Below are 25,460 nucleotides of genomic sequence, written 5' to 3' on the forward strand. Positions count from 1 at the left end.
CGGGTGCAACGCGACCGTCCAATGTCGTCAGACGCCTTCGGCAAAAATCATCTTACAAATGCGCAATCGCAGCTGACACCGCGATTCACGCCGCCGCGCAGGATCGCTGACATTCATGACACCCATGTTTCGTGAAACGAAATCATGAAAACGTTTCAGTGCGTGTGGGGGAAATCGGACGGGGACGGCCCGGCGAATGCGGGCCGAGGAGGATGCCGGCGCGACGCGCCGGCGATAGTCAGCGCGATGCCGGGTCGGCGAGCCGCGCGGTCACTGCATCGGCGAGCGCGGCCATGCGCGCGCGGATCGCCGCGTTCGAACCGACCAGCGCGAGCGACGACGCCATGATCCGGTAGATGCGCTTTCTCGGCACCTTGGCCGGCTTCGCCGGATCGAGCCACGCATCGTGGCCGGCCAGCAGTTCGAGCGTTTCGAGGCCGATCATGATCGGCCACAGGCACGCGAGCCGCAGCCGCACGAAGCGGCGCGGGATCGCGAGCGTATACAGGCACGCGTCGCGATACTGGTCGAGCGTCACGCGCAACAGGTCGACCAGCACGCTGCGCGCGCGCGCCGACGCACCGGGTTGCATCAGGTCGGCCATGGCCAGCCCATGCGCGCCCAGTACGTCGTCCGGCAGATAGCAGCGGCCGATGCGCAAGTCCTTCGCGCAGTCGCGCAGGATGTTGGTCATCTGCAGCGCCTTGCCGAAACGGATGCCCTTCTCGCGCATGTCCGGCAGGTCCCAGCCGCGCGCGGCGCGTGTGTGCGCGCCCGTCATGTCGGTCCAGAACTCGCCGACGCAGCCGGCGACGAGGTACGTGTAGCGGTCGAGTTCGTCGCGCGTCGGCAGCGACGCGACCTGCCCCGACTGCTCGTCGGGGAACGTGCGCAAATCGAATTCCATCCCCGACGTGAGCGTCGCGACGACCTTGCGGATCGACGCGCGATCGGCGTCCGGCTGCGCGCGCAGCAGCGCGAGCATCGGCGCCATCGAGCCGAGCAGCACATGCTCGTGCGAATCGGTCTGCATCCGCGTCACGTCCTCGAGCGAATGCGACAGCGCCACGCCGTCGCCGAGCCGCTCGACCTCGTCGCGCAAGTCGGTCAGCAGCGCCGCGCGGCGATCGGGCGCGACGAGCGCGGTGTCGGCGATCGTGTCGGCCGCGCGCGCGAGCAGGTACGCAAGGCCGACCGGGTCGCGCATGCCGTCGGGCAGCACGCGCAGCGTCAGGTAGAAGGAGCGGGAAACGTTCTTCAGCAGGTCGCCGAGCAGGAAGGCGGAATCGGTTCGAGTCGTCATGGGTCGGGAAAAATCGGCCGGCGCGGGCCCCGGTCGCACACGGGCGCCGGACGCCCGCGCCGGCCCGCGAGTCGCCGCATCGTCGCGCCGGATGGGCGTTGGCCCCGGTGCAGCGATGCAAAATTCCCGCAAGTTTAGTGCATCCGGCGCGCGGCCTGCCTGCGGCGGCCGGATTGCGGCACGCGCCCGGTCATCGCCAGCGGTCCGGTCACGGGCATCGCGCCCTAAAAAACAACAACAGAAAGGTCGAAGTAATAAATATGTAATTATTCGATGCGACGATCGCGCACCGTTCGATTCCCGCCGCACGGCACGACAGCCGCGCCGCCGGAGCGAGCGCCCTTTTCCGACTCCCGTTTCGAAGGTTCATCGACATGCTCTTCAAGCGCCCGACCTCCCTGAGCTACGTCCCTCTCGCCTGTGCCGCCGCGTTTCTGCTCGCCGCGTGCGGCGGCGACGACGATGTGGCGTCCGATCCCACGCAGCCGATTTCCGCGAAGGTCCAGGTGGTCGGCCATCGCGGCGCGAGCGCGCTGCGCCCCGAACACACGCTGGCGTCGTACCGCAAGGCGATCGAGGACGGCGCGGACGTGATCGAGCCCGATCTCGTGTCGACGAGCGACGGCGTGCTGGTCGCGCGCCACGAGAACGAGATCTCGGGCACGACGAACGTGTCCGTGCTGCCGCAGTTCGCGAGCCGCAAGGCGACCAAGACGATCGACGGCGCGCAGCTGACCGGCTGGTTCACCGAGGATTTCACGCTGGCCGAGCTGAAGACGCTGCGTGCTCGCGAGCGCATTCCGCAGATCCGCCCCGCGAACACCGCGTACAACGACCAGTTCGAGATCCCGACGTTCGACGAGATCGTCGCGCTCGCGAAGCAGATGTCCGCGCAGACCGGCCGCACGATCCACCTGTACCCGGAAACCAAGCACCCGACCTACTTCCAGTCGATCAACCTGCCGCTCGAGGATCGCCTCGTCGATGCGCTGCTGAAGGATACGTACACGTCGCGCACGGCGACCGTCTACATCCAGTCGTTCGAGGTCGCGAACCTGAAGACGATCCGCAACCGGATCAAGTCGAGCCAGCCGAACTGGAAGCTCGTGCAGTTGATGGACGACGCCGGCCAGCGCCCGTACGACTTCGTGAAGGCGAACGACAAGCGCACCTACGGCGACCTGTCGACGCGCGACGGCATGCGCGAAATCGCGACCTACGCGAATGGCGTCGGCCCGTACAAGACGTCGATCATCGCGGTTGCCGCGGACGGCACGCTGCAGCAGCCGACGCCGTACGTGCGCTATGCGCACGAGGCCGGCCTGGTCGTGCATCCGTACACGTTCCGCCCGGAGAACAACTTCCTGCCCGCATCGCTGAAGGACGGCGGCACGCCGGCCACGCGCAACACGGCCGGCTCGGTGCGCGAGATCCAGGCATACCTGCGCGCGGGCATCGACGGCTTCTTCACCGACGATCCGGCCGTCGGCCGCACGGCCGTCGATACGTTCAAGCGCTGACATGCGCGAACCGGGCGTTGCGCGATGCGCGCGTTGCGCCCGGTTGCAACGACTCGGTCAGATCACGTTGAAGTGGTGCGTACCGTCCCGCTTCAGCTGATCGACCAGCCCGTATTCCCAGTCGAGATACGCCTGCATCGCGGCCGCCGCGTTGTCGGTGCCTTCGTACGGGCGCCGGTAGCGGTCGACACGCGCTGACGCGAGATGCGTCTCGCCGCTTTCGAGCGGCAGCCCGGCATCGATCCACGCGGCCGTGCCGCCGGTCAGGACCGAGATGCTGGCCGACGCCGGCAGCAGTGCACGCGCATCGTCCGCCGCAAACCGCGCCAGCAGGCTCGATCCGCACGTGAACACATAGCGCTTCGCCGGCGGGATCGCCGCGAGCGCGTCGCGCAACCGCGCGCGCACGGTGAACCACGCGCCCGGAATATGGCGCTTCACGTAATTCGCGCTGGCCGTCACGTCGACGATCGCGAGTTCGCCGGGCGCAGCCTCCTTCAGCCAGCCCGCGAGCGTCGCGGGCGACACGTCGGTCGCGGGCGGCGCACCGGCACGTCGCGCGGCGGCTGGCCGCGCTCGCCGGACGCCGCCTCGCCGGCCGGTTCCACGACGCGCACGTCCCAGCCCATCTGCGCGAGCCATGAGGCGGTCATGTCCGCGCGCACGCCGTCGTCGTCGGCGAGCACGATCCGTGCGCCGCGCACGGCCGCGTGATGATCGGTTTCCTGCACGAGCTGGCCACCCGGCGTGCTCAGAAAGCCCGACAGGTGGCCGGCTTCGTATTCCTCCGGCGTGCGTACGTCGAAGCGGTACAGCGTGCGGCCCGGCTCGTCGAGCGCGGCGACGTCGGCCAGCGCGATGCGCGGCACGCCGGCGCGTTCGGCCACCGCGCGTGCGGCCTGACGCGCGTGCGCGCGCTGCGTCGCGTCGATCTCGTCCGGAAAACGGCGTGCAGCGCCGCGCTCGAGCGTCTGACCCGCGAGCGTCCAGCCGATCGTGCCGTTGCGCAGTGCCGCGACCGGATTCGGCAGCCCCGCGTTGACGAGCGACTGCGTGCCGATGATGCTGCGCGTGCGGCCCGCGCAGTTGACGACCACCTGCGTTTGCGGATCCGGCGCAAGCGCACGCACGCGCAGCACGAGTTCCGCGCCCGGCACGCTCGTCGAGGTCGGAATGTTCATCGTCTGGTATTCGTCGAACCGGCGCGCGTCGACGATCACGACATCGGCCTTCGCATCGATCAGCGCCTGCACCTCCTGCGCGGACAGCGACGGCGTATGGCGCTCGGCCTCGACCCATTCGCCGAACGATTTGCTCGGCACGTTCACGTCGATGAACAGTTCGCCGCCCGCGGCCTGCCAGCCGGCGAGACCGCCGTCGAGCAACCGCACGTCGGTGTAGCCGAGCTGCGCGAGCTTCTCGGCCGCGCGCGGCGCGAGATCCTCGCCGAGCGCTTCGCCGAACACGACGATCGGCGTGTCGCGGCGCGGAATGCGCGTCCACGCGTCGAGTTCGAGCTTCGACAGCGGAAAGTTGGCGGCCCACAGTGGATGGCCCTGCGCGTACGGATCTTCCTCGCGTACGTCGATCAGCGCGAGCTCGTCGCGGGCGAGCAGGCGTGCGCGTACGTCCTGGTACGACGCGACGGGAAAACGGGAAAGGGAATCGGCGGATTGCGTCACGATGTCTCGGTGTTGAATACGTTGAAGTCGGTGAAGAAAGCGAAACGGATCGATCTTGAGCCTGCCGGCGCGCACCCGCAACGGGCCACGCCGACGAGCGTTGCGTCAGGCATTCGAATAGCCTGACACGAAAGGCTTCACGGTGCCGTCGTCCAGGAACACCGCGCGCTCGACCTTGCCGATGTTCGCGCCGTACACGTGGATGCTGATCGACACCTGGTCGGCAAACGCGTTGGTCACGCGATGGACATCGCCGATGCGCGGCGACACGGCCTCCACCTCGCCCGGCGCCAGCCGCACGGCGTCGCCCGCCGCCACCGGCTTGCCCGCGGCGTCGAACCGGTACGGCTGCGAGAACTCGCCACCGCGGAGCATCCCGATCAGCCCCCACACCGTGTGGTTGTGGATCGGCGTCGTCTGGCCGGGCCCCCACACGAAGCTGACGACCGAGAACCGCTCGTCCGGGTCGAGATGCAGCAGGTATTGCCGATAGCGCTCGGGATCGGGCTGCGCGAACGCGTCGGGCAACCAGTCGTCGTGTTCGACGAGGGCGGCGAGCAGTGCGCCGCCCTCGTCGAGAATGCGCGCCTCGTTCGCGCCGGATGCGAGCAGCGCGCCCAGACCGTCGACGAACGGACGCAGCGGCGTCTGCTGCAACGAAAGCGTACTCATCGGCTGTCTCCTCGAATATGATGCCGAATATGATGGAACGTCATGATGCACCCGAAAGACCATGCAGAACAAACATGAAAATTAGCGATATCGACGCTTTTGCAGCGGTCGTCCGCTGCCAGACCCTGAGTCAGGCCGCGGCCGAGCTCGGGATGACGCAGCCCGCGATCACGCGGCGCGTCCAGAATCTCGAGGAAGCGCTCGGCGTGATCCTGCTCGACCGCAACACGAAACCGCCGCGCCCGACCGACATCGGCCGGCAGGTCTTCGAGCAGTGTCGCGCGATCCTGCGCGAGGTCGATGCGCTGCGCGAGCTGACGGCCGGCGAGCAGCCGCCCGCCGGCGAATTCCGGATCGGGCTCACGCAGGGGCTCGGCGAACTGATGCTGCCCGCGCTGATCGCCGAACTCGCCACTCAATGGCCCGCCCTCGCGACCCAGGTCACGACGGCCTGGGGCGGCATGCTCGTCGAGCGTGTCGCGCGCCGCGAACTCGACGCGGCGCTCGTGTTTCTCGCGCGCGAAATGGTGTTGCCGGCGCAGGTCGTGGGCGAACGGCTGCTGGCCACGCGGCTCGTCGCGGTCGGCCGCAAGGGCGACTGGCCGCGACGCAGCTACCGGCTCGCCGACTGCCACGCGCGCGGCTGGGTACTCAATCCCGACGGCTGCGGTTTTCGCGCGGGCCTGCGGCGTGCGCTCGACGCGCAGGGCCTGCCGATGCCGGTCACGCTCGACACCTACGGCCGCGACCTGCAACTGCAGAGCGTCGCGAACGGCTTCGGCATCGGGCTGATGCCGCTGCCGCTCGTCGAAGGCAGCCCGCTGCGCGATGCGCTCGACATCGTGCCGCTCGCCGATTTCAAGCCGCAGATCGACCTGTGGCTGCTGCGCCGGCACGATGCTGCCCGCTTCGATGCGCCGCTTGCGGCCGTCGCCGCGCATGCGCGCACGGCGTTCTCGTTGCCCGAACAGACGCACGGCAAGGCTGCTTGACCGTACCGGGCGGCGGCGACATTGCGCCGCCCGATCAACGCCCGCGCCAGCGCTGCTCCAGTCACGCATCGCTGCGGCCGCCTCCGGTCTCGCTGACCGACGCCCCGCTCTTCGTTTCGCTCTTCGTTTCGCCCCGGCTCGCCGCGTCGAGCACCGCCCGCCCCGCCGCCACCGCGATCGCGTCGTCCTGTGGCGTATGCACGCGGCTGCACAGCACGTCGCGATAGTGGCGCTCGAGCGGATTGGTGCGACTCAGCCCGTGATTGCCCGACAGCTTCAACGCCTGCTCGACCGCGCGGATCGCCTGCTCGGTCACGGTGCGCTTGACGAGGCCGCTCGTCGTGACCGACGGCGCATTGCCCGCGTCGGTGCGCACGATGTGATCGTCGAGCAGCACGCGGTTCGCATGCAGCCAGCCCTCGATTTCGCCGATCGCTTCCTGCACGCGCGGCAGCGTCGCGAGCGGCGCACCGAGCCCGCTCGGCGCACGTGTCGTCGCGAATCCAACCAGCCAGTCGCGCGACGCGCGCGCCACCGCGTCGTACAGGCTGCCGAGCAGCGCGACCATCCACGCCTGCTGGTCGGCCTGCGCGTCGGCATCCGCATGGGTTGCAGTCGACACGGCCCACGCGTCCGGCGCACGTACATCGACCGCGTGATCGGCTGGCAGCCGCACATCGTCGAACACGACCTCGTGGCTGCCCGACGCACGCAGGCCGAGGTGGTTCCAGCTTTCGATCACGCGGATGCGGTCGCCATCGGCGTCGCGGTCGCGCGGCACGAGGAACACGCCGACGCGCGGCGCCGGCTCATCGGTGCGCGCCCACACGGCCAGCCAGCGCAGCGCCGGGATGCCGGTGCTGTACAGCTTGTGACCGGACAGCCGCCAGCCGTCACCGTCACGCCGAGCAATGGTCGCAGGCAGCCCACCGCGTGACGGCGAGCCGAGCGCCGGCTCGACGCGTAGCGCGTTGATCAGCGCGCCGTGCACGACCGCGCTGTCGAACACCGCGCGCCGCACCTGCGCGGGCCAGCGGTTGTCGGCACGGCCGAGCGCGCGATGCTGCAGGTACGTCATCGTCAGCACCAGCGCCGTTGCCGGATCGGCTCTCGCGACGGCGGCCACGATCCGGCTCGCCCGAGCGAGCGTCGCACCGGCGCCGCCATGCTCGCGCGGCACGACCTGCGCGATCAGCCCCGCGCGATGCAGCCGTGCGAAGTTCTCGTGCGGAAAACGGCCGCCGACGTCATTGCGGGCCGCATCCGCGGCGAGTTCGGGCGCGAGGCGGTCGAGCAGCGCGGCGACGCGCGCGTCGTCGACATCGTCGGTGGGCAGGAGGCGCAGCGAAGGCGGCTGCGGAGACGGCGAGGAAGCGGCAAGGCTGGCGGACATCGAAACGGATTCCCTGGGTAATACGGACAGGCGGCAAGCGCGACGGAAAGACGGCACGCGCGGCAATCGATCGCCGCGCCGCACGGCTTCTCGTGAAGCCGGCGATCCGGAACGCGCGGCGCCGGATTCGCTGGCGCCCGCGCGCCCGATCGTTCGTGAGCCCACAGCGTATGCGCAGCGCACACGCGCCCAAACCATGCAAATCTGATATTCAAATCGGGATTGATTATTTCCATTCCGCATGATCGCGGCGTTAACCTGCGCTCCATTCCTGCCCGGCCGCGTGCCGGGACATCCCTGCACCGGAGACCCAGATGAGCGTCGAATTCATCGGCATGATCCAGAGCCAGAAGCAGTCGGAGATTCACCCGGCGTCCGGCCCCGTGGTCGATCCCGACTACGTGCGCGACTTCGCGCGCGCCCACGAAACGGCCGGCTTCGACCGGATCCTCGTGCCGCACCATTCGACCGGCCCGTCGGCTACGCTGACGATCGGGTTCGCGGCCGCCGCGACCGAGCGCATCCACTTCATGCTCGCGCATCGTCCGGGCTTCACCGCGCCGACGCTCGCCGCTCGGCAGATCGCGACGCTCGACCAGTTCAGCCGCGGCCGGCTCGCCGTGCACTTCATCTCCGGCGGCTCGGACAGCGAGCAGCAACGTGACGGCGACTTCCTCGACCACGACGCGCGTTACGCGCGCACCGACGAGTATCTCGGCATCCTGCGACGGATCTGGACCGAGGCGCAGCCGTTCGATCACGACGGCGCGCATTACCGCTTCAAGCAGGGCTTTTCGGAAGTGAAACCGTTCCAGCAGCCGCATGTGCCGATCTACTTCGGCGGTGCGTCGGAAGCCGCGCTCGCGGTGGCCGGCAAACACGCGGACGTCTATGCGCTGTGGGGTGAATCGCTCGACCAGGTGCGCGACCTGACGACCCGCGTGCGCGCCGAAGCCGCGAAGCACGGCAGGCAGGTGCGCTTCTCCGTGTCGTTCCGCCCGATCCTCGCCGCGACCGAGGACGAAGCGTGGGCGCGCGCACACCGCATCCTCGACGAAACGCGCCGGCTGCGCGAAGCGGCTGGCCTCGGCGCCGGCGGCCCGCAGCAGAGCGAAGGCGCGCGCCGCCTGCTCGCCGCCGCCGATCGCGGCTCGCGCGTCGACAAGCGACTGTGGACCGAGATCGCGAAGCTCACCGGCGCGCGGTCGAACTCGACGGCACTGGTCGGTACGCCCGAACAGGTCGCCGATGCGCTGCTCGACTACTACGACCTCGGTGTGACGACATTCCTGATCCGCGGCTTCGACCCGCTGGAAGACGCGATCGACTACGGCCGCGAACTGATTCCGCGCGTGCGCAGCGCCGTCGCCGCACGCGACGCGGCGCGCCACGCTGCCTGAGCCCAACGGAGCGATACCTCATCATGTCCGCTGTCCTTTCCTCGCCCGTCCGCACTGCGTCGGGCCTCGAACTCGCCGAAGCACCGCGCCAGCATTTCTGGTTCGACGCGCCCGCGCCGCGCATCGACATCGCCGCCGAACGCCGCCACCGTCAGGAGCGGCTCGCGGCCGCGTTCCGCCTGTTCGCGCGCTTCGGTTTCGCGTCGGGCCTCGCCGGCCACATCACCGCGCGCGACCCCGAACTGCCCGACCATTTCTGGGTGAATCCGCTCGGCGTGCATTTCTCGCAGATCAAGGTGTCCGACCTGCTGCTCGTGAACGCGCGCGGCGAAACCGCCATCGGCACGCGGCCGCTGAACAAGGCCGCGTTCGCGATCCATGCGGCGATCCACGAAGCCCATCCGCACGTCGTCGCCGCCGCGCACACGCATTCGACCTACGGCAAGGCGTGGTCGACGCTCGGCCGCCCGCTCGATCCGCTCACGCAGGACGCCTGCGTGTTCTACGAGGATCACGCGCTGTTCGACGACTTCACGGGGATGGTCGTCGACACGAGCGAAGGCGCACGGATCGCCGATGCGCTCGCGAAACCGGACGGCACCACGCACAAGGGCGTGATCCTGAAGAACCACGGGATCCTGACGGCCGGCCCGACGGTCGAGGCCGCCGCGTGGTGGTACATCGCGCTCGACAACGCCGCGCACACGCAGTTGCTGGCCGAAGCGGCCGGCACGCCGCAGCCGATCGATCACGCCACCGCGCGCCACACGCACGGCCAGATCGGCGGCCCCGAGGGCGCGCTGCATGCGTTCGACAGCCTGTTCGCGCGCGTCGTCGCCGACGAACCCGACCTGCTCGACTGAGCGCCTTTCCGTACGACCGGAGACCAGACCACATGACCCGAACCACCGCACCCGCGCCTGTCCCCGCGCACGACGACACACGCCGCAAGCTGCTGCGCGCGGCCGGCGCCGCCGCGCTCGCCGTGCCGGCGATCACGCTCGGCCGCAAGGCATGGTCCGCGCCGCCGCTGAAGAAGCTCACCTTCGCGTGGAACCAGAACGCGTTCTGCCTGACGCCGATCGTCGTCGCGCAGGAGCGCGGCTTCTTCGAGAAAAACGGCCTGAAGGTCGAGCTGATCAACTACAGCGGATCGACCGACCAGCTGCTCGAATCGATCGCAACCGGCAAGGCCGACGCGGCGGTCGGCATGATCCACCGGTGGCTGAAGCCGCTTGAAGCCGGCTTCGACGTGAAGATCATCGGCAGCTCGCACGGCGGCTGCGTGCGGCTGCTCGGCGCGAAGGCGGCCGGCGTCACGACGCTGCAGGCGCTGAAGGGCAAGACGGTCGGCGTCAGCGATCTGGCCGCGCCCGGCAAACACTTCTTCTCGATCCTGCTCGCGAAGAACGGGATCGATCCCGAGCGCGACATCACGTGGCGGCAGTATCCGGCCGACCTGCTCGGCGTCGCGGTCGACAAGGGCGAGATCCACGCGATCGCCGACGGCGACCCGAATCTCTATCTGCTCGAAAAGCGCAGCAACGGCGCGTACACGGAACTCGCGACGAACCTGTCCGGCGAGTACGCGCGCAAGGTGTGCTGCGTGATCGGCGCGCGCGGCGATCTCGTCCGCAACGACCGGCCGTCGGCCGCCGCGCTCGCGCGCTCGATCGTGCAAGCCACCGAATACACGCACGACAACCCGAACGAAGCCGCGAAGGTGTTCGCGAAGTATTCGCCGAAGATCAGCCCCGAGGATCTGCGCAAGCTGTACGCGACGCTCACCTACACGCATCACCCGACCAACGTCGATCTGCAGCAGGAAATCGCGTTCTATGCGGACGATTTCCGCCGCATCAGCGTGCTGAAGAAGAGCACGGACCCGCAGCGCTTCGCGCAGCAGGTCTACGCCAACGTACTGGGGTAACGCGATGTCGACGATCGAACACGCTTCCACGGCCCGCACCGCCTCGGCGCCTGCCGGCGGCAAACCAGCCGCGCCCGCGCGCATCGCCTGCACGGCGTGCGAAGCCACGCTGGCCGCCGAAGCGCGCCGCGCGCGCACCTGGCCGACCGGGATCGCGGCCGCGCTCGCCTGGGCGGCACTCGGCGCGCTCACGCACCTGTGGCCGAACCGCGTCGTCGGCTTCAGCGACTGGGCGTATACCGATACGTTCGGCACGGCCGCGTGGACGATCGCCGCGCTGCTGCTCGCCGCCGCGACACTCGGCCATCTCGCCCCCGCGACGCGCACGCGGCTCGCACGCGTGCGCCCGGCCGGCCCGTGGCTCGTCGCGCTACCGCTCGTGCTCGCCGCGTGGGAAATCGCCACCGCGAAAACCGGCTGGCTGCCGACGCCGTTCTTCGCGCCGCCGCAGGCGCTGATCGAGGTCTACGTCGACGACTGGCCGCGCCTGCTGGGCAGCGCCGGCAATACGCTGAAGCTGCTCGCGCTCGGATTTGCCTACGGCGTCGCGGTCGGCTTCGCGGTAGGCGTGTCGATCGGCTGGTCGCGCCGGATCGGCTACTGGGTGCATCCGGTGCTGCGCGTGCTCGGCCCCGTGCCGGCCACCGCACTGCTGCCGCTCACCTTCTACTTCTTCCCGTCGAGCTATTCGGCCGCCGCGTTCCTGATCGCGCTCGCCACCGGTTTCCCGGTCGCGGTGCTCACGTGGTCGGGCGTCGCGAGCGTCAACAAGCAGTATTACGACGTCGCGCGCACGCTCGGCGCGAACGCGCGCTTCCTCGTGCTGCGCGTCGCGATTCCGGCCGCGCTGCCGCACGTGTTCGTCGGCATCTTCATGGGGCTGAGCGCATCGTTCACCGTGCTGGTCGTCGCCGAGATGATGGGCGTCAAGTCAGGGCTCGGCTGGTACCTGAGCTGGGCGCAGGGCTGGGCGTCGTACGTGAACATGTATGCGGCGCTGATCGTGATGGCGCTGCTGTTTTCCGGGTTGATCGCGCTGCTGTTCACGGTGCGCGACCGTGTCCTCGCGTGGCAGAAAGGAACCGTCAAATGGTAAGCGCCGCCGTACTCGAACCGTCCGTTACCGCAGCGCCCGCCGCTTCTTCCACCAGCACGCCGCCGCGCGGCGCGCGCATCGACATCCGCCGCGTGAGCCATGCGTTCGACGGCCCCGGCGGTGCGCTGCCGGTGCTCGACGACGTCACGCTGTCGGTCGCGGCCGGCGAATTCGTCGCGCTGCTCGGCCCGAGCGGCTGCGGGAAATCGACGCTGCTGCGCCTCGTCGCGGGGCTCGATGCCGCGCGGCAAGGCGCAATCGCGCAGGACGGCGTGCCGATCGAACAACCCGATCCGTCGCGCATCGTCGTGTTCCAGGACCCGACGCTGTACCCGTGGCGGCGCGTGCGCGCGAACGTCGCGCTCGGCCTCGAAGCGCGCGGCGTGGCGCGAAGCGCGCAGCATCGCGTCGACGATGCGCTCGCGCGCGTCGGGCTGCAGGACTTCGCGAACGTGTTCCCGCATCAGTTGTCCGGCGGGATGGCACAGCGTGTTGCGCTCGCCCGCGCGCTCGTCAACGATCCACGCCTGCTGATTCTCGACGAGCCGCTCGGCAAGCTCGATTCGCTGACCCGCCTCACGATGCAGGCCGAGCTGACCGCGCTGTGGCAACGCGACGGGTTCTCGGCGCTGCTCGTCACGCACGATGTCGAGGAAGCGTTGTTCCTCGCGCAGCGCGTGATCGTATTCGGGCCGCGCCCGGCACGAATCGTCGCCGAACTGCACGTCGACCTGCCCTACCCGCGCCATCGCGGCGACCCGCGCCTCGCCGCATTGCGTCACGACGCGCTGCGGCATCTCGGGCTCGACGCGAGCTGGTAAATGCGGGGAGCCGTTCGACGTCCGGTTGCTGCACGGCTCAGGCGCGCGCGATGAACGCACCGCCATTCGCCGACTGGGCCATCGCCTTCCTGCAACTGCTGTATCGCGCGCAAATCGCGTTGGCACGTGTGCTGCACGCGGCCGGCCTGACCGGTGACGCCGACGGTCAGGCTGCCTGGCCGTGGACGCACCGCGTCGCGCTCGAAACGCTGCGCATCGATGCCGGACTGACGCGGCAACTCGCGTTCGCCAGTGCAGTGACGGCGCTCGCCGTCGTGCTCGCCGGCATCGCGCTCGCTTCGCGCAAGTGGCGTATTGCATCGGCGATCGCCGCGCTGGCCGTCGCGTGGTTCACCCCGTGGCCACCGTCGTCGCTGTGGCTCGCGCCCGCCGTGCCGACGAGTTTCCAGCGCAATCCCGCGCCGTTTTCCGTAGCGAACGTGATGCGCGGCGCACACCTGTATGCGCAACACTGCGCGGCCTGCCACGGTGCGGACGGCCGGGGCGAAGGGCCGCTCGCGGCCACGCTCGCGCACTGGCCGCCGACCTTTGCCGGTGCGCTGCTTGCGCGTCGCCTCGACGGCGAACTGTTCTGGCGTGTGCGGCACGGCACGCACGATGAGCACGGCGCTTCGACGATGCCCGGTTTCGCCGCGACACTCGGCCCGCAGGACACGTGGGCCGTACTCGACTACCTGAAGGCGCTGGCCGCGGGCAGCGGCGCGCAGGCGGAAGGCGCGTGGCCGGTGCCCGTCCCGCTGCCGGCGCTCGACGTGCGCTGCGGCGACGCCGCGCCGCAATCGCTCGATCGCTGGCGCGAAGGCCAGCGCGTGCGCATCGTCGCGCTCGCGCCGGGCGCGCCGCCGCCGCCGGAAGACGCGCGCTGGCAAACCTTGCTCGTCACTGAACGCAGCGCGTCCGTGGCGCCTTCGACCGGCACGCGCGCGAACTGCGTCGCGACGACGCCCGATGCGTGGCGCGCGTTCGCGACGATCGCGGGGGTCGCGCCCGGGGCGCTCGGCGGCACACAGCTGCTCGCCGATCGCCGGGGCTGGCTGCGGGCGCGCGCGTTGCCGGGCAGTGCCGGCTGGTCGGATGCCGACCTGCTGTGCCGCTCGGATGCGGCTGCACGACCCGCCACGCCGGCCGCCGGCGGCGACGCGCTGACCGCCCTGCTGCTGCGCGTCGACACGGAACCCGTGCGCGACGTGCAGGCCGGGCTTCCGCATTGACTCCCCGAACCTTTCCCCTGACCGAACTAGACGATGAATCCGACCCGACGCCATTTCCTCGCGCAAGCGAGCGCCCTCGCCATGATCGCCGCGGCGCCTGTCGCGCTGCGCGCGCAATCGGGCGCACGGCCGCTGCTGCGCGCCGGCGACCAGAAAGGCGGGCTGCGCGCGCTGCTCGAAGCGGCCGGCGAACTGAACGGCCTCGCGTACGACATCGCGTGGACCGAGTTTCCGGCCGCCGCACCGCTCGCCGAAGCGCTGAACGCGGCGGCCGTCGACTGCGGGCCGATCGGCGACGCGCCGGTGATCTTCGCGCTCGCATCGGGCGCGCGCATCAAGGTGATCGGCGCGAACCGTTCCGATCCGTACGGCACCGCTGTGCTCGTGCAGCCCGACGCCGCGCTGAAAGGCGCGGCCGACCTGAAGGGCAAGCGCATCGGCACCACGCGCGGCTCGATCGGCCATTTCGTCACGCTGAAGGCGCTCGACGCGGCCGGCCTGCCGCCGGATGCCGTGTCGTTCCGCTTCCTGCCGCCGGCCGACACGATGCTTGCGCTCGCAACCGGTTCGATCGACGCATGGGCGACCTGGGAGCCCTACACGGCGCTTGCCGAAACGAGCGGCCGCGCACGCGTGCTGGTCAACGGCCGGGGGCTCTGGTCAGGCCTCAGCTATCTTGCGGCGACCGACGCGGCGATCGCATCGAAGCGCGACGTGCTGCACGATTTCCTGCGGCGCGTCGTGCGCGCGCAGACATGGTCGTACCGGCATGCCGACGCATACTCGGCGGCGCTCGCGCGCATCATCGGCATTCCGCCGGCCGCCGCGAAGCTGCAGTTCGAGCGCCGCAACACGCGCTGGCTGCCGATCGACGCAACGGTGATCGCCGAACAGCAGCGCACGGCGGACTTCTACCTGAAGGCCGGGCTGCTGCGCCAGCCGCTCGACGTCCGCACGACGTTCGACACGGGTTTTCCGCTCGCCTGAACAGCCGCACGGCAGCGTGCAACCGCTCCAACGGCTTCGGCACGATCTGGCACAATCGCGATTCGACCATCCTGCGTTCAGCCAGCGTCATGCCAGCCATCACCGAACTCTTCGTCTACCCGATCAAATCCTGCGCCGGCATCGCGCTCACGCGGGCGCAACTGCTCGAAACGGGCCTCGCGTATGACCGCCACTGGCTGATCACCGATCCCGACGGGCAGATGATCACGCAGCGCACGCACCCGCGCCTCGCACTGATCCGCACGGCGCTCGACAGCGATGCGCTCGTGCTGAACGCGCCGGGCATGCCGGAACTCCGCACGCCGCTCGACGGCGACGCAACGCCCGCGACGCCGAAAATGGCCGCGACCGTCTGGCGCGATACCGTCGACGCGATCGACACGGGTGCCGAAACGGCCGCGTGGCTCACCGACTACCTCGGCACGCCGACGAAGCTCGCGCGCTTCGGGTCCGGCTCACGCCGTGGCTGCAACCGCAAATGGACCGGCGAGATCGATACGCATACGCAGTTCTCGGACGGCTATCCGCTGCTCGTGATCGGCCAGTCGTCGCTCGACGACCTGAACGCGCGGCTCGCCGCAAAAGGCGCGCCGGCGATTCCGATGAACCGCTTCCGCCCGAACATCGTCGTGTCGAATCTCGATGCGTACGAAGAGGATTTCGTCGAACACCTCGACACCCATGGCGAAACGCCCGTGCGGCTTCGCCTCGTGAAGCTGTGCACGCGCTGCCCGATGCCGACGATCGACCAGGCCACCGGCGCGCCCGATCCCGCCTGGCCGCACGAGCCGACCGACACGATGCAGGGCTATCGCGCGAACCCGAACTACGACGACGCGCTGACCTTCGGCATCAATGCGATCGTCGTCGAAGGCGCCGGTGCGTGGCTGGAGATCGGTCAGCCGGTCGAAGCGGAGATCGGGTTCGGCGACTGAACCGCACTGACGACACCCTGTCACCTCACCGTCGGGAAGCCGCCGCTTGCTGCGTCGTCATGCGGCGCGCGGCACCGGCTCGGTCACCACCACCGGCAGCCGGATCGTCACGACCAGCCCGCCACCGGCCGCATCGGCGAGCGTCACGCCGCCCTGATGCACGCGTGCGATCTCCCGCACGATCGACAGCCCGAGCCCCGTCCCTTCGACCGTCTGCGTCTTGCTGCCGCGATGGAAGCGCTCGAACACCGCGTCGCGTTCGTCCACCGGAATGCCCGGCCCGTTATCGATCACGTCGAGCCGCGCGTGCTCGCCGTCGCGCGACACGCGCACCGTGATCACCGCATGGTCGCCCGCATAGCGGATCGCGTTGTCGATCAGGTTGCCGATCATCTCGCCGAGCAGATCGGACTGCCCGAGCACGTCGACGTCGGCCTCGTGCTCGAAGCCGAGATCGATGTCGCGCGCACGGGCGACCGGCGACCAGTCGAGCGTCACGCTGCGCGCGAGCCGGTGCAGTTCGACCGGCTTGTGCGCGACCGCATGGCCGCTGTCCGAATCGAGCCGCGACAGCGACAGCAGTTGCTGGACGATCTTCGCGGCCTGCCGCACCGCGCCGTTCGCGCGCCGCAGATGCCCGTTCGCGCGCGGCTGCTCGTCGGGCCGCAGCGCGAGCTCGACGCCGGCCTGCACGGCCGCGAGCGGCGTCTTCAACTGATGGGCCGCATCGGCAAAGAAGCGGCGCCGCGCGACCTGCATCCGCTGCGTGCGGCCGATGTACTGGTTGATCGAATCGACGAGCGGCGCCAGTTCGCTCGGCATCGCACCGGTGTCGAGCGGTGTCGTGTCGTCCTCGCTGCGCGCGGCGACGGTGGCCGACAGCCGGTTCAGCGGCCGCAGCCCGCGCCCGACGCCGAGCCACACGATCCCGAGCGCGAGCACGACCAGCAGCCCTTCCTGCAGCAGCGACCCGACCAGGATCTCGCGTGCGAGCGCCTGGCGCGCCTCGATCGTCTCGCCGACCATCACCCACACGATGCGCGACTGCGCGGTCGGCACGTCGTGCACCGGGATGCGCAGCGCGGCCATCCGCAACTGCTCGCCGCGATAGACGACGTCGTAGTAGCGCGTGACGAACAGCGCGCCGTCGCCCGCGTCGCGTCCCTGCGGCAGCGGCAGGTCCGGATAGCCGGTGATCGTGTGGCCGTTGTCTTCGCGGATCAGGTAGTAGATCTTGCCGCCGTCGCTCGATTCGAGCATTTCGAGCGCGAGATACGGCAGGTCGACCTCGATCTCGCCGTCGTTGAGCCGCACGCCTTCGCGAATCGACTTCAGCGACGACGACAGCGTACGGTCGAACGCGACGTGCGCGGCGCTCATCGCGCGCTGGTACGTGAGCCACGAGTCGAGCGCGAGCAGCCCGAGCAGCGGCAGCAGCAGCCACAGCGCGACCTGCGTGCGCAGGTTCGGGCGGGGCATCATGCCTCCCGCCGGACCGCCCGAAGGGGCGCAGCGGGGAATTCCGGTCCCATGCAAGGCAAGTGCGCGTTGGGGCGGTTCACTCGGCCGTCTCCGCCTTCGCTTCCAGCAGATAACCGAGCCCGCGCAACGTGACGATCGCGACACCCGTGTTTTCGAGCTTCTTCCGCAACCGGTACACGTAGATCTCGATCGCATCGGCATTGACCGACTCGTCGAGCCCGAAGATCTTCTCCGACAGCGTGTCCTTGTTGATCGCGCGGCCGTTGCGCAGGATCAGCACCTCGAGCACCGAGCGCTCGCGCGGCGTGAGCGACAGCGGCTCGCCCGCGAGATGAAAGCTGCGGTCGATACTGTCATACGAAAGCGGCCCGCACTCGACACGCGAATGCTCGTGGCCGAGGCTGCGCCGGATCAGCGCGCGGGCGCGCGCTTCCAGTTCGGTCAGCTCGAACGGCTTCGCGAGATAGTCGTCGGCGCCGAGATCGAGCCCCTTCACGCGGTCCTCGACCGACCCGTGCGCGGTGAGAATCAGCACCGGCACCGGGTTGCGGCGCGCGCGCAGCCGCCGCAGCACCTCCAGCCCGTCGAGCTTGGGGAGCCCGAGATCGAGGATCACCAGCGCGTAATCCTGCGTGCGCAGCACGTGGTCCGCCGCCTCGCCGTCCGCCATGTGATCGACCGCGAAGCGCGCGGCGCTCAGCGCGTCGTTCAGCGACTGGGCCAGGTTCGGATTGTCTTCGACGAGCAGCACACGCATGGGGATTCCGGTAAGGTCAGCGACAGGCCGCTACATTACATGATCCTTTCCATGCCGACGCCTCGCGGAAACACGGGTTGCGCGGGGGCCGCCAAGCCGCCGCGCGCCGCCTCGCCGGCTGCCGCTCAGCGCTCGGCAGCGGAACGGCTACCCGGCGTGAAGCGCGTATCGCCGGTCACGCGCCGCTCGCGAAAGCCGACCACCACCGCGGCGAACGCGACGCTCGCGCCGGCCGTGACGACGATCATCGGGCGCGCGGTACCGTCCGACAGCGATGCCAGCACGCCGCCGCACGCGGCCGTGATCGCCATCTGGATAAAGAAGAACAGCCCCGACGCCGTGCCGGCGATCTTCGTGTACGGCTGCATCACCGCGAACTGGCACGCCGGAATCGCGATCCCGACGGCGATCATCACGACGAACATCGGCACGACCAGGGCCGCTACGGCCGTCGGGGCGATCGTGCCGCCGATCCACAGCACGGTGGCGCCGGCCAGATTGACGACGGCCGCCGCCGCGATGACCGAATCGGGCTTCCAGCGCGTGCTGGTCCGCGCGAACGCGCTCGAGCCGATCAGGTAGCCGAGCACGGTCACGCCGAAGATCGCCGCATAGACCGGGCCGGACACGCCGATCTGCCGCTGAAACAGCGTCGACGATTCCGCAATGAACGGATAGTACGTGCAGTAGACGAAGCTGATGGCCAGCGAATAGCGCAGGAAACGGCGTTCGCGCAACAGGCCGGCGTAAGTCCGCAGGAGCCCCGGGCCGGACGCTGGCTGCACATCGCGTTCGCGCGTCTCGGGCAAATAACGCAGCACCATCGCGGTTGCAACCAGCCCGCCCGCCGCCAGCCACCCGAACACGCCGCGCCAGCCGAACCACTCGGCGATCGCGCTGCCGGCCAGCGGCGCGACCACCGGCGACAGCGCCATGCCGGCCGAGATATGGCCCAGCATCGTGGCCTGCGTCTCGGCCGGATAGCGTTCGCGCACGATGACGCGGCCGATCACCGTGCCGATGCAGCCGCCCAGCGCCTGAAAGATGCGCGCGACGATGAGGGCTGGGATGTTGATCGACAGCGCGCACGCCGCGCTCGCGACGACGTACACGCACAGGCCGCCGAGCAGCACGGGACGGCGACCGTAGCGGTCGGACAATGGCCCGGATACCAGCATCGACAGCGCATAGCCGACCATGTACAGGGTCAGCGTGAGCTGCAACTGCGCGTCGGTGCCGTGCAGCGCATCGGCCATCGCGGGCAGCGACGGCAGGTATGCATCGATCGTGACGCGCGGCAGGCACACGACGAGCATCAACAGGAACAACCAGCCCCGCTGGGGCAATGAACGTGTCTTCATGCGGCAAGTCCGTTTCCGGTCCGGAGAGATGGGGGTCGACAGCAATCTAAGGGGAAAGTGATATAAGCTGAAGGACCATTAAATCGACCACTGACTGGACCACTATGGCGCGAGGCAAAGCCGCGATTCCGCTGGACCTGCCGCGCCCTTCCGGGCTGGCGGCCGGCAGCCCGCAGTCGAAACAGGAATGCATCGCCGACACGATTCGCGACGCGATCCTGAAGCGCCTGCTGCCCGCCGACAGCCCGCTGCCGTCGAGCCGGACGCTGGCCGCGCGCTGGGACATCGCGCGCGGCACCGTCGAAGCGGCGTACGACATCCTGTGCGCCGAGGGCTACATCGCACGCACGCAAGGGTCCGGCACGCGGGTCTGCGCGGTGGTGCCGGACAGCTTTCTGCGCGCGGTCGCGCAGCCTCATGCCCGCGCTGCACGCGCCGCGCCGGCAAGCGCGCCGGATGCGGCCGAGCCCGAACACGGCGTACGCCCGGGCGTCCCGTTCGTCGCGCGGCTCGCCGATCCCGGCCTGATGCCGATGCAGCAATGGAAGAAGGCGCTCGGCGCGAGCCTGCTTGCCGCGACGGCGCACGACCTTGGTGCGACGCCCGCGCAAGGCGTCGACAGCTTCCGTGGCGAAATCGCCGCGTACCTGCGGGAATACCGCGGCATTCCGTGCGACGCCGGCGACATCTTCATCACGACCGGCATCCGCCATTCGATCGATCTCGTCGCGCGCACGCTGCTCACGCCCGGCTCGACGGTGCTGATGGAAGATCCCGGCTACGTGTCGGCGTGGCAGATCTTCACGCTCGCGGGCGCGACCGTGATCGACGTGCCGGTCGATCGGGAAGGCATCGACACGGCGTCGCTGGACCGGTATCCCGATGCGCGCGCGGCCTATGTGACGCCCGCCCACCAGGCGCCGCTCGGCGTCACGATGTCGGTGTCGCGTCGGCTCGAACTGCTCGACTGGGCGCAGCGCAGTCGCACGTGGATCATCGAAGACGACTACGACGGCGAATTCAGCTACCAGACCGCCCCGCTGCCCGCGCTGAAATCGCTCGACGCATGCGATCGCGTGATCTATTGCGGCTCGTTCAACAAGACGCTGTTCTCGGGGCTGCGTATCGGCTTCATGGTCGTGCCGGCGGAACTGCGGCCAGCGCTGTCGGCCGTGTGGCATGCGACCGCACGCGCGGTCGGCGTAGCGCCCCAGCTGGCGCTGGCGCGCTTCATCGCCAACGGCGATTTTGCGAAGCACCTGCGCGCCGCGCGGCACGCGTACCGTCAGCGTCGCGACATCGTGCTCGACCAGTTGGCGAAGCACGCCGGCGGACGGTACGCGGTGTCCGGCGAACACGCGGGCTTTCATTTCGTGCTGTGGCTGCCGCCCGGCATGGACGACGCAGCCTGTGTCGCACCGGCCCGCGCGGCCGGCATCGCGTTGCAGCCGATTCGCGAATTCTGTCGAAGCGCCCGGCGCGACGCGGGTGTCGTCGTCGGGTATGCCGCGCTGACCGCCGCGCAGGCGCGGCATGGCGGCCGGATCCTCGGCAAGTTGCTGGCGGCCTGCGCATAGCCCGCCGTCGTGACGGGCTTGCGCGCCCGCCCGAGCACCGCGTTCCTCCCTTTCGAACCGTGCCGCGCACCGCGGCACCGGCGGCCGCGGCCGCGTCGACCTCGGGAAATCCATGACACAAACAGCGCGACTGCGAACAGAAATGAAAGCAGGCTGAAAGTGCCCCGCAATTAACATCCGCTCCACTCGAACAACACTATGCGTAACTGGAGGAAGACATGCCGTTTGCACCGAAGCACCTCGCCGCCGCGCTGGCGATCGTCCTGGGCACTGCCGCCGGCAGCGCCGTCGCGCAGGTTCCGGCCGGGTATCCGGGTAACTACCAAGGCGTAATCGACGCCGCGAAGAAGGAAGGCAAGCTGATCGTCTACTCGACGACCGACACGGGCCTCGTACGTCCGCTGATCAAGGACTTCGAAAGCCTGTACGGCGTGAAGGTCGAGTACAACGACATGAACAGTACCGAGCTGTACAACCGCTACATCAGCGAGAACGCGGCGAGCAGCACCAGCGCCGACGTGCTGTGGAGCTCGGCGATGGACCTGCAGGTCAAGCTCGTCAACGACGGCCTGATGGCGTCCTACGATTCGCCCGAAAGCCCGAACCTGCCGCAATGGTCGCAATACCAGAAGCAGGCGTACGGCACGACGTTCGAGCCGCTCGCGATCGTCTACAACAAGCGCCTGATCCCCGAGAACGAAGTGCCGACGACGCGCGCCGACCTGATCAAGCTGCTCACCACGCAAGCCGACAAGTTCAAGGGCAAGGTCACGACCTACGACATCGAGAAATCGGGCGTCGGCTTCAACTACCTGACGCAGGACGCGCACGTAAACGAGAAGGTCACGTGGGAACTCGTGAAGGCGATCGGCGCGACCGGCCCGAAGCTGCAATCGAGCACGGGCGCGATGATGGAGCGCATCTCATCGGGCGAGAACCTGATCGGCTACAACATCATTGGTTCGTACGCTTACGCGAAGGCGAAGAAGGACAAGTCGATCGGCTATGTGTTTCCGAAGGACTACACGCAGGTCGTGAGCCGCCTCGCCACCGTGTCGAAGAAGGCGAAGAACCCGAACGCCGCGAAGCTGTGGGTCGACTACCTGCTGTCGAAGCGCGGCCAGACGCTGATCGCGAACCAGGCGAACCTGTACGCGATCCGCGCGGACGTGACCGGCGAAACGTCGGCCGCGAGCCTGTCGAAGGAGCTCGGCGATTCGCTGAAGCCGATCCAGATCGGCACCGGCCTGCTCGTCTATCTCGACCAGTCGAAGCGCCTCGCCTTCCTGAAGCAATGGCAGCAGGCGATCAAGCGCTGATCCGCTGAACAGCTGACCACCGGCCGCCCGCCGCGCATCGCGCGGGCGGCCCCTTCCCCTTACCGACTTCCTTGAGGCGGCCATCCGGATGGCCGCAGGGGCGAACTCATGCTTTCAACCAGCACACGCGGCACGGCACCGGCCGTTCCGCCCGCCACCGGCCCGCGCGACACGATTCCCGCGCTGCCGGTCAACAGCCTGCAGCCGCTCGCCGGCATGCTGCGCTGGATCGTCGTCGCGGTACTGACCATCGCGGTCGCACTGCCGCTCGGCTTCATCCTGTTCCAGAGCCTGCTGTCCGCGCCGTTCTTCGACGCGAACAGGACGCTCGGCATCGAAGGCTTCCGGTTCATCTTCAGCGATCCCGACTTCTGGTCGGCCGTGAAGAACTCGTTCATCATCGCCGGCGGGATGCTGTTCATCTCGATCCCGCTCGGCGGCATCCTCGCGTTCCTGATGGTGCGCACCGACCTGCCCGGCCGCCGCTGGCTCGAACCGCTGCTGCTCACGCCCGTGTTCGTGTCGCCGATGGTGCTCGCGTTCGGCTACGTGGTCGCCGCCGGCCCGGTCGGCTTCTACTCGGTGTGGTTCAAGGAACTGTTCGGGGTGCAGAACGTGCCCTGGAACGTGTACTCGATCTTCGCGATCACGGTGATCGTCGGCCTCACGCACGTGCCGCACGTGTACCTGTATTCGTCGGCCGCGCTGCGCAATCTCGGCTCGGACGTCGAGGAAGCCGCGCGCGTGACGGGCGCCCGCCCGTTCCGCGTCGCGCTCGACGTGAGCCTGCCGATGACGATGCCCGCGCTGCTGTTCGCCGGCGTGCTCGTGTTCTTCCTCGGCTTCGAGGTGTTCGGGCTGCCGCTCGTGCTCGGCGATCCGGAAGGCCACCTCGTGCTCGCCACCTACCTGTACAAGCTGACCAACAAGCTCGGCGTGCCGTCGTATCACCTGATGGCCGCGGTCGCCGTGTGCATCGTCGCGATCACGTTCCCGCTCGTGCTGCTGCAGCGCCGCCTGCTGAAGACCGCGAACCGCTTCGTCACCGTGAAGGGCAAGGCCGGCCGCGCGACGGTACTGCCGCTCGGCGTGTGGCGCTGGGTCGCGCTCGCGATCGTCGCGCTGTGGCTGATGCTGACCGTGATCGTGCCGATCTCGGGCATCGTGCTGCGCGCGTTCGTGACCAACTGGGGCGAAGGCGTCGCGCTCGCCGAGGTGCTCACGCTGTCGAACTTCATCGAGCTGTTCGAGCAGGACAACCTGGTGCGCGCGATCGTCAACACGCTCGGCATCGGCGTGATCGGCGGTGCGCTCGCGGTCGGCTTCTACTCGCTCGTCGCGTTCGCCGGCCACCGCCGCCCCGACTGGGCGACCAAGCTGCTCGACTACCTCGTGCTGCTGCCGCGCGCGGTGCCGGGCCTGCTCGCCGGTCTCGCGTTCCTGTGGATCTTCCTGTTCGTGCCGGGCCTGCGCGAGCTGAAGAACTCGATGTGGAGCATCTGGATCGCGTACACGGTCGTGTGGCTCGCGTACGGGATGCGGCTCATCCAGAGCGCGCTGCTGCAGGTCGGCCCCGAACTCGAGGAAGCCGGCCGCAGCGTCGGCGCGACCCGCAGCCGCGTGTCGCTCGACGTGACGCTGCCGCTCGTGCGTTTCGGCCTGCTCGCCGCGTGGCTGCTGATCTTCATGATCTTCGAGCGCGAATACTCGACCGCCGTCTACCTGCTGTCGCCCGGCACCGAAGTGATCGGCGCGCTGCTCGTGTCGCTGTGGGCGACCGGCGCCGTCGACCAGGTTGCCGCGCTTTCTGTCATCAACATCGCGATGGTCGGCGCCGGTCTCGGCGTGGCCCTGCGCTTCGGAGTGAAACTTCATGGATAAGCTCATCGTCGACGATCTGCATCTCAGCTACGGCGCCAATCCGATCCTCAAGGGCGTGTCGTTCGAACTGAAGGCCGGCGAAGTCGTGTGCCTGCTCGGCGCGTCGGGCAGCGGCAAGACCACGCTGCTGCGCGCGGTGGCCGGCCTCGAACAGCCGTCCGACGGCCGCATCCAGCTCGACGACCGCGTGTTCTTCGACGGCGCGAAACGCGTCGACCTGCCCGTCGAGCAGCGCTCGCTCGGCCTCGTGTTCCAGTCGTACGCGCTGTGGCCGCACCGCACCGTCGCCGACAACGTCGGCTACGGGCTGAAGCTGCGCCGCGTAGCGCCTGCCGAACAGAAGCGCCGCGTACAAGCCGCGCTCGACCAGCTCGGCCTCGGCCATCTCGCCGAACGCTTTCCGCACCAGTTGTCGGGCGGCCAGCAGCAGCGCGTCGCGATCGCACGCGCGCTCGTCTACAACCCGCCGGTGATCCTGCTCGACGAGCCGCTGTCGAACCTCGATGCCAAGCTGCGCGAGGAAGCGCGTGCGTGGCTGCGCGAGCTGATCGTGTCGCTCGGGCTGTCGGCCCTGTGCGTGACGCACGACCAGACCGAGGCGATGGCGATGTCCGACCGCATCCTGCTGCTGCGCAACGGCCGCATTGAACAGGAAGGCACGCCGGCCGAGCTGTACGGCGCGCCGCGCTCGCTGTACACGGCCGAGTTCATGGGTAGCAACAACCGGATCGACGCGCGCGTCGCGGCGGTCGACGGCGAACGCGTGACGCTCGCCGGCGACGGCTGGGAACTGCAGGCACTCGCCCGCGACACGTTCGCGCCAGGCCAGGACGCGCAGGCCGTGATCCGCCTCGAACGCGTGCAGGTCACCGACGGCCCGGGCGCGAACCGCCTGCAGGCCGATCTCGTCACGTCGATGTATCTCGGCGACCGCTGGGAATACCTGTTCCATTGCGGCGAGATGCGCCTGCGCGCGTTCGGCCACGTGCCGCGCGCGGCCGGCAAGCACTGGATCGAATTCCCGACCAACGACTGCTGGGCGTTCGCGAAAGCGGGCTGACCCGGTCGCGGCGGCACGCCTACCGCCGCATCTGTACGC

At 69.1% G+C, this 25,460-nt stretch carries 20 protein-coding genes and 1 pseudogene; 14 read left to right on the top strand and 7 right to left on the bottom strand.

Annotated elements, in window-relative coordinates; all coding sequences use genetic code 11:
* Positions 1 to 238: 238 nt before the first annotated feature.
* Complete coding sequence (locus KEC55_RS20575; protein WP_282510181.1) at positions 239 to 1,303, bottom strand: squalene/phytoene synthase family protein; 1,065 nt, start codon at positions 1,301 to 1,303, stop codon at positions 239 to 241.
* 374 nt (positions 1,304 to 1,677) lie between these two features.
* Between KEC55_RS20575 and KEC55_RS20580 the strand changes: the two genes are divergently transcribed.
* Positions 1,678 to 2,823 (top strand): glycerophosphodiester phosphodiesterase, encoded by a 1,146-nt coding sequence (locus tag KEC55_RS20580; RefSeq protein ID WP_282510182.1) that lies wholly within the window; start codon positions 1,678 to 1,680, stop codon positions 2,821 to 2,823.
* Positions 2,824 to 2,880: 57 nt separating this feature from the next.
* On the opposite strand, the pseudogene KEC55_RS20585 reads toward KEC55_RS20580, so the two are convergent.
* Both KEC55_RS20585 and KEC55_RS20590 read right to left on the bottom strand, forming a co-directional pair.
* Positions 2,881 to 4,505 (bottom strand): annotated as a pseudogene (locus KEC55_RS20585) (rhodanese-related sulfurtransferase).
* Between the two features lie 105 nt (positions 4,506 to 4,610).
* Positions 4,611 to 5,177 carry a cysteine dioxygenase gene (locus KEC55_RS20590; RefSeq protein ID WP_059240701.1) on the bottom strand — a complete coding sequence of 189 codons (567 nt, stop codon included), beginning with the start codon at positions 5,175 to 5,177 and terminating at the stop codon, positions 4,611 to 4,613.
* Between the two features lie 17 nt (positions 5,178 to 5,194).
* Here KEC55_RS20590 and KEC55_RS20595 point away from each other — a divergent pair, with 17 nt between their 5' ends.
* The gene (locus KEC55_RS20595) at positions 5,195 to 6,169 is read left to right on the top strand and encodes a LysR family transcriptional regulator (RefSeq protein ID WP_282510184.1); all 975 of its coding nucleotides are present in this window, start codon (positions 5,195 to 5,197) and stop codon (positions 6,167 to 6,169) included.
* A gap of 61 nt (positions 6,170 to 6,230) precedes the next feature.
* On the opposite strand, the gene KEC55_RS20600 is transcribed toward KEC55_RS20595, so the two are convergent.
* Complete coding sequence (locus KEC55_RS20600; RefSeq protein ID WP_282510186.1) at positions 6,231 to 7,562, bottom strand: acyl-CoA dehydrogenase family protein; 1,332 nt, start codon at positions 7,560 to 7,562, stop codon at positions 6,231 to 6,233.
* A gap of 314 nt (positions 7,563 to 7,876) precedes the next feature.
* Between KEC55_RS20600 and KEC55_RS20605 the strand changes: the two genes are divergently transcribed.
* The 8 genes from KEC55_RS20605 to KEC55_RS20640 all read left to right on the top strand — a co-directional run bounded on the left by KEC55_RS20605 (position 7,877) and on the right by KEC55_RS20640 (position 15,984).
* Positions 7,877 to 8,962 (top strand): LLM class flavin-dependent oxidoreductase, encoded by a 1,086-nt coding sequence (locus KEC55_RS20605; protein ID WP_282510188.1) that lies wholly within the window; start codon positions 7,877 to 7,879, stop codon positions 8,960 to 8,962.
* Between the two features lie 23 nt (positions 8,963 to 8,985).
* Positions 8,986 to 9,825 (top strand): class II aldolase/adducin family protein, encoded by an 840-nt coding sequence (locus KEC55_RS20610; RefSeq protein ID WP_282510190.1) that lies wholly within the window; start codon positions 8,986 to 8,988, stop codon positions 9,823 to 9,825.
* Positions 9,826 to 9,857: 32 nt separating this feature from the next.
* On the top strand, positions 9,858 to 10,892 hold the full coding sequence (locus KEC55_RS20615) for an ABC transporter substrate-binding protein (RefSeq protein ID WP_282510192.1): 1,035 nt from the start codon (positions 9,858 to 9,860) through the stop codon (positions 10,890 to 10,892).
* 4 nt (positions 10,893 to 10,896) lie between these two features.
* Positions 10,897 to 11,988, top strand: coding sequence for an ABC transporter permease (locus tag KEC55_RS20620; RefSeq protein ID WP_282510194.1), 1,092 nt, complete (start codon positions 10,897 to 10,899; stop codon positions 11,986 to 11,988).
* Positions 11,982 to 12,809, top strand: coding sequence for an ABC transporter ATP-binding protein (locus KEC55_RS20625; protein WP_282510196.1), 828 nt, complete (start codon positions 11,982 to 11,984; stop codon positions 12,807 to 12,809). The genes KEC55_RS20620 and KEC55_RS20625 overlap by 7 nt, the downstream gene beginning before the upstream one ends.
* 50 nt (positions 12,810 to 12,859) lie before the next feature.
* On the top strand, positions 12,860 to 14,041 hold the full coding sequence (locus KEC55_RS20630; RefSeq protein ID WP_282510198.1) for a c-type cytochrome: 1,182 nt from the start codon (positions 12,860 to 12,862) through the stop codon (positions 14,039 to 14,041).
* A gap of 33 nt (positions 14,042 to 14,074) precedes the next feature.
* On the top strand, positions 14,075 to 15,028 hold the full coding sequence (locus KEC55_RS20635) for an ABC transporter substrate-binding protein (RefSeq protein WP_282510200.1): 954 nt from the start codon (positions 14,075 to 14,077) through the stop codon (positions 15,026 to 15,028).
* A gap of 89 nt (positions 15,029 to 15,117) precedes the next feature.
* Positions 15,118 to 15,984 carry an MOSC domain-containing protein gene (locus KEC55_RS20640; RefSeq protein WP_282510202.1) on the top strand — a complete coding sequence of 289 codons (867 nt, stop codon included), beginning with the start codon at positions 15,118 to 15,120 and terminating at the stop codon, positions 15,982 to 15,984.
* A 57-nt stretch (positions 15,985 to 16,041) separates the two neighbouring features.
* Here KEC55_RS20640 and KEC55_RS20645 read toward each other — a convergent pair whose 3' ends face one another.
* The 3 genes from KEC55_RS20645 to KEC55_RS20655 all read right to left on the bottom strand — a co-directional run bounded on the left by KEC55_RS20645 (position 16,042) and on the right by KEC55_RS20655 (position 19,584).
* Complete coding sequence (locus KEC55_RS20645; protein WP_282511367.1) at positions 16,042 to 17,463, bottom strand: sensor histidine kinase; 1,422 nt, start codon at positions 17,461 to 17,463, stop codon at positions 16,042 to 16,044.
* 79 nt (positions 17,464 to 17,542) lie between these two features.
* Positions 17,543 to 18,223 (bottom strand): response regulator, encoded by a 681-nt coding sequence (locus KEC55_RS20650; protein WP_006484260.1) that lies wholly within the window; start codon positions 18,221 to 18,223, stop codon positions 17,543 to 17,545.
* Between the two features lie 125 nt (positions 18,224 to 18,348).
* Positions 18,349 to 19,584 carry a multidrug effflux MFS transporter gene (locus tag KEC55_RS20655; protein WP_282510210.1) on the bottom strand — a complete coding sequence of 412 codons (1,236 nt, stop codon included), beginning with the start codon at positions 19,582 to 19,584 and terminating at the stop codon, positions 18,349 to 18,351.
* Between the two features lie 104 nt (positions 19,585 to 19,688).
* Between KEC55_RS20655 and KEC55_RS20660 the strand changes: the two genes are divergently transcribed.
* From KEC55_RS20660 to KEC55_RS20675, 4 genes are all read left to right on the top strand, one after another.
* The gene (locus KEC55_RS20660) at positions 19,689 to 21,161 is read left to right on the top strand and encodes a PLP-dependent aminotransferase family protein (protein WP_282510212.1); all 1,473 of its coding nucleotides are present in this window, start codon (positions 19,689 to 19,691) and stop codon (positions 21,159 to 21,161) included.
* Between the two features lie 218 nt (positions 21,162 to 21,379).
* Entirely contained in the window at positions 21,380 to 22,480 is a 1,101-nt protein-coding gene (locus tag KEC55_RS20665) for an ABC transporter substrate-binding protein (protein ID WP_282510214.1), read from the top strand.
* Positions 22,481 to 22,588: 108 nt separating this feature from the next.
* Positions 22,589 to 24,361: an ABC transporter permease gene (locus KEC55_RS20670; RefSeq protein WP_282510216.1), complete on the top strand. Its 1,773-nt coding sequence runs from the start codon at positions 22,589 to 22,591 to the stop codon at positions 24,359 to 24,361.
* Positions 24,354 to 25,421: an ABC transporter ATP-binding protein gene (locus KEC55_RS20675; protein WP_282510218.1), complete on the top strand. Its 1,068-nt coding sequence runs from the start codon at positions 24,354 to 24,356 to the stop codon at positions 25,419 to 25,421. Before KEC55_RS20670 ends, KEC55_RS20675 begins: the two co-directional genes overlap by 8 nt.
* Positions 25,422 to 25,460: the final 39 nt, after the last annotated feature.

Source organism: Burkholderia cepacia, assembly GCF_029962485.1.
Lineage (GTDB): Bacteria > Pseudomonadota > Gammaproteobacteria > Burkholderiales > Burkholderiaceae > Burkholderia.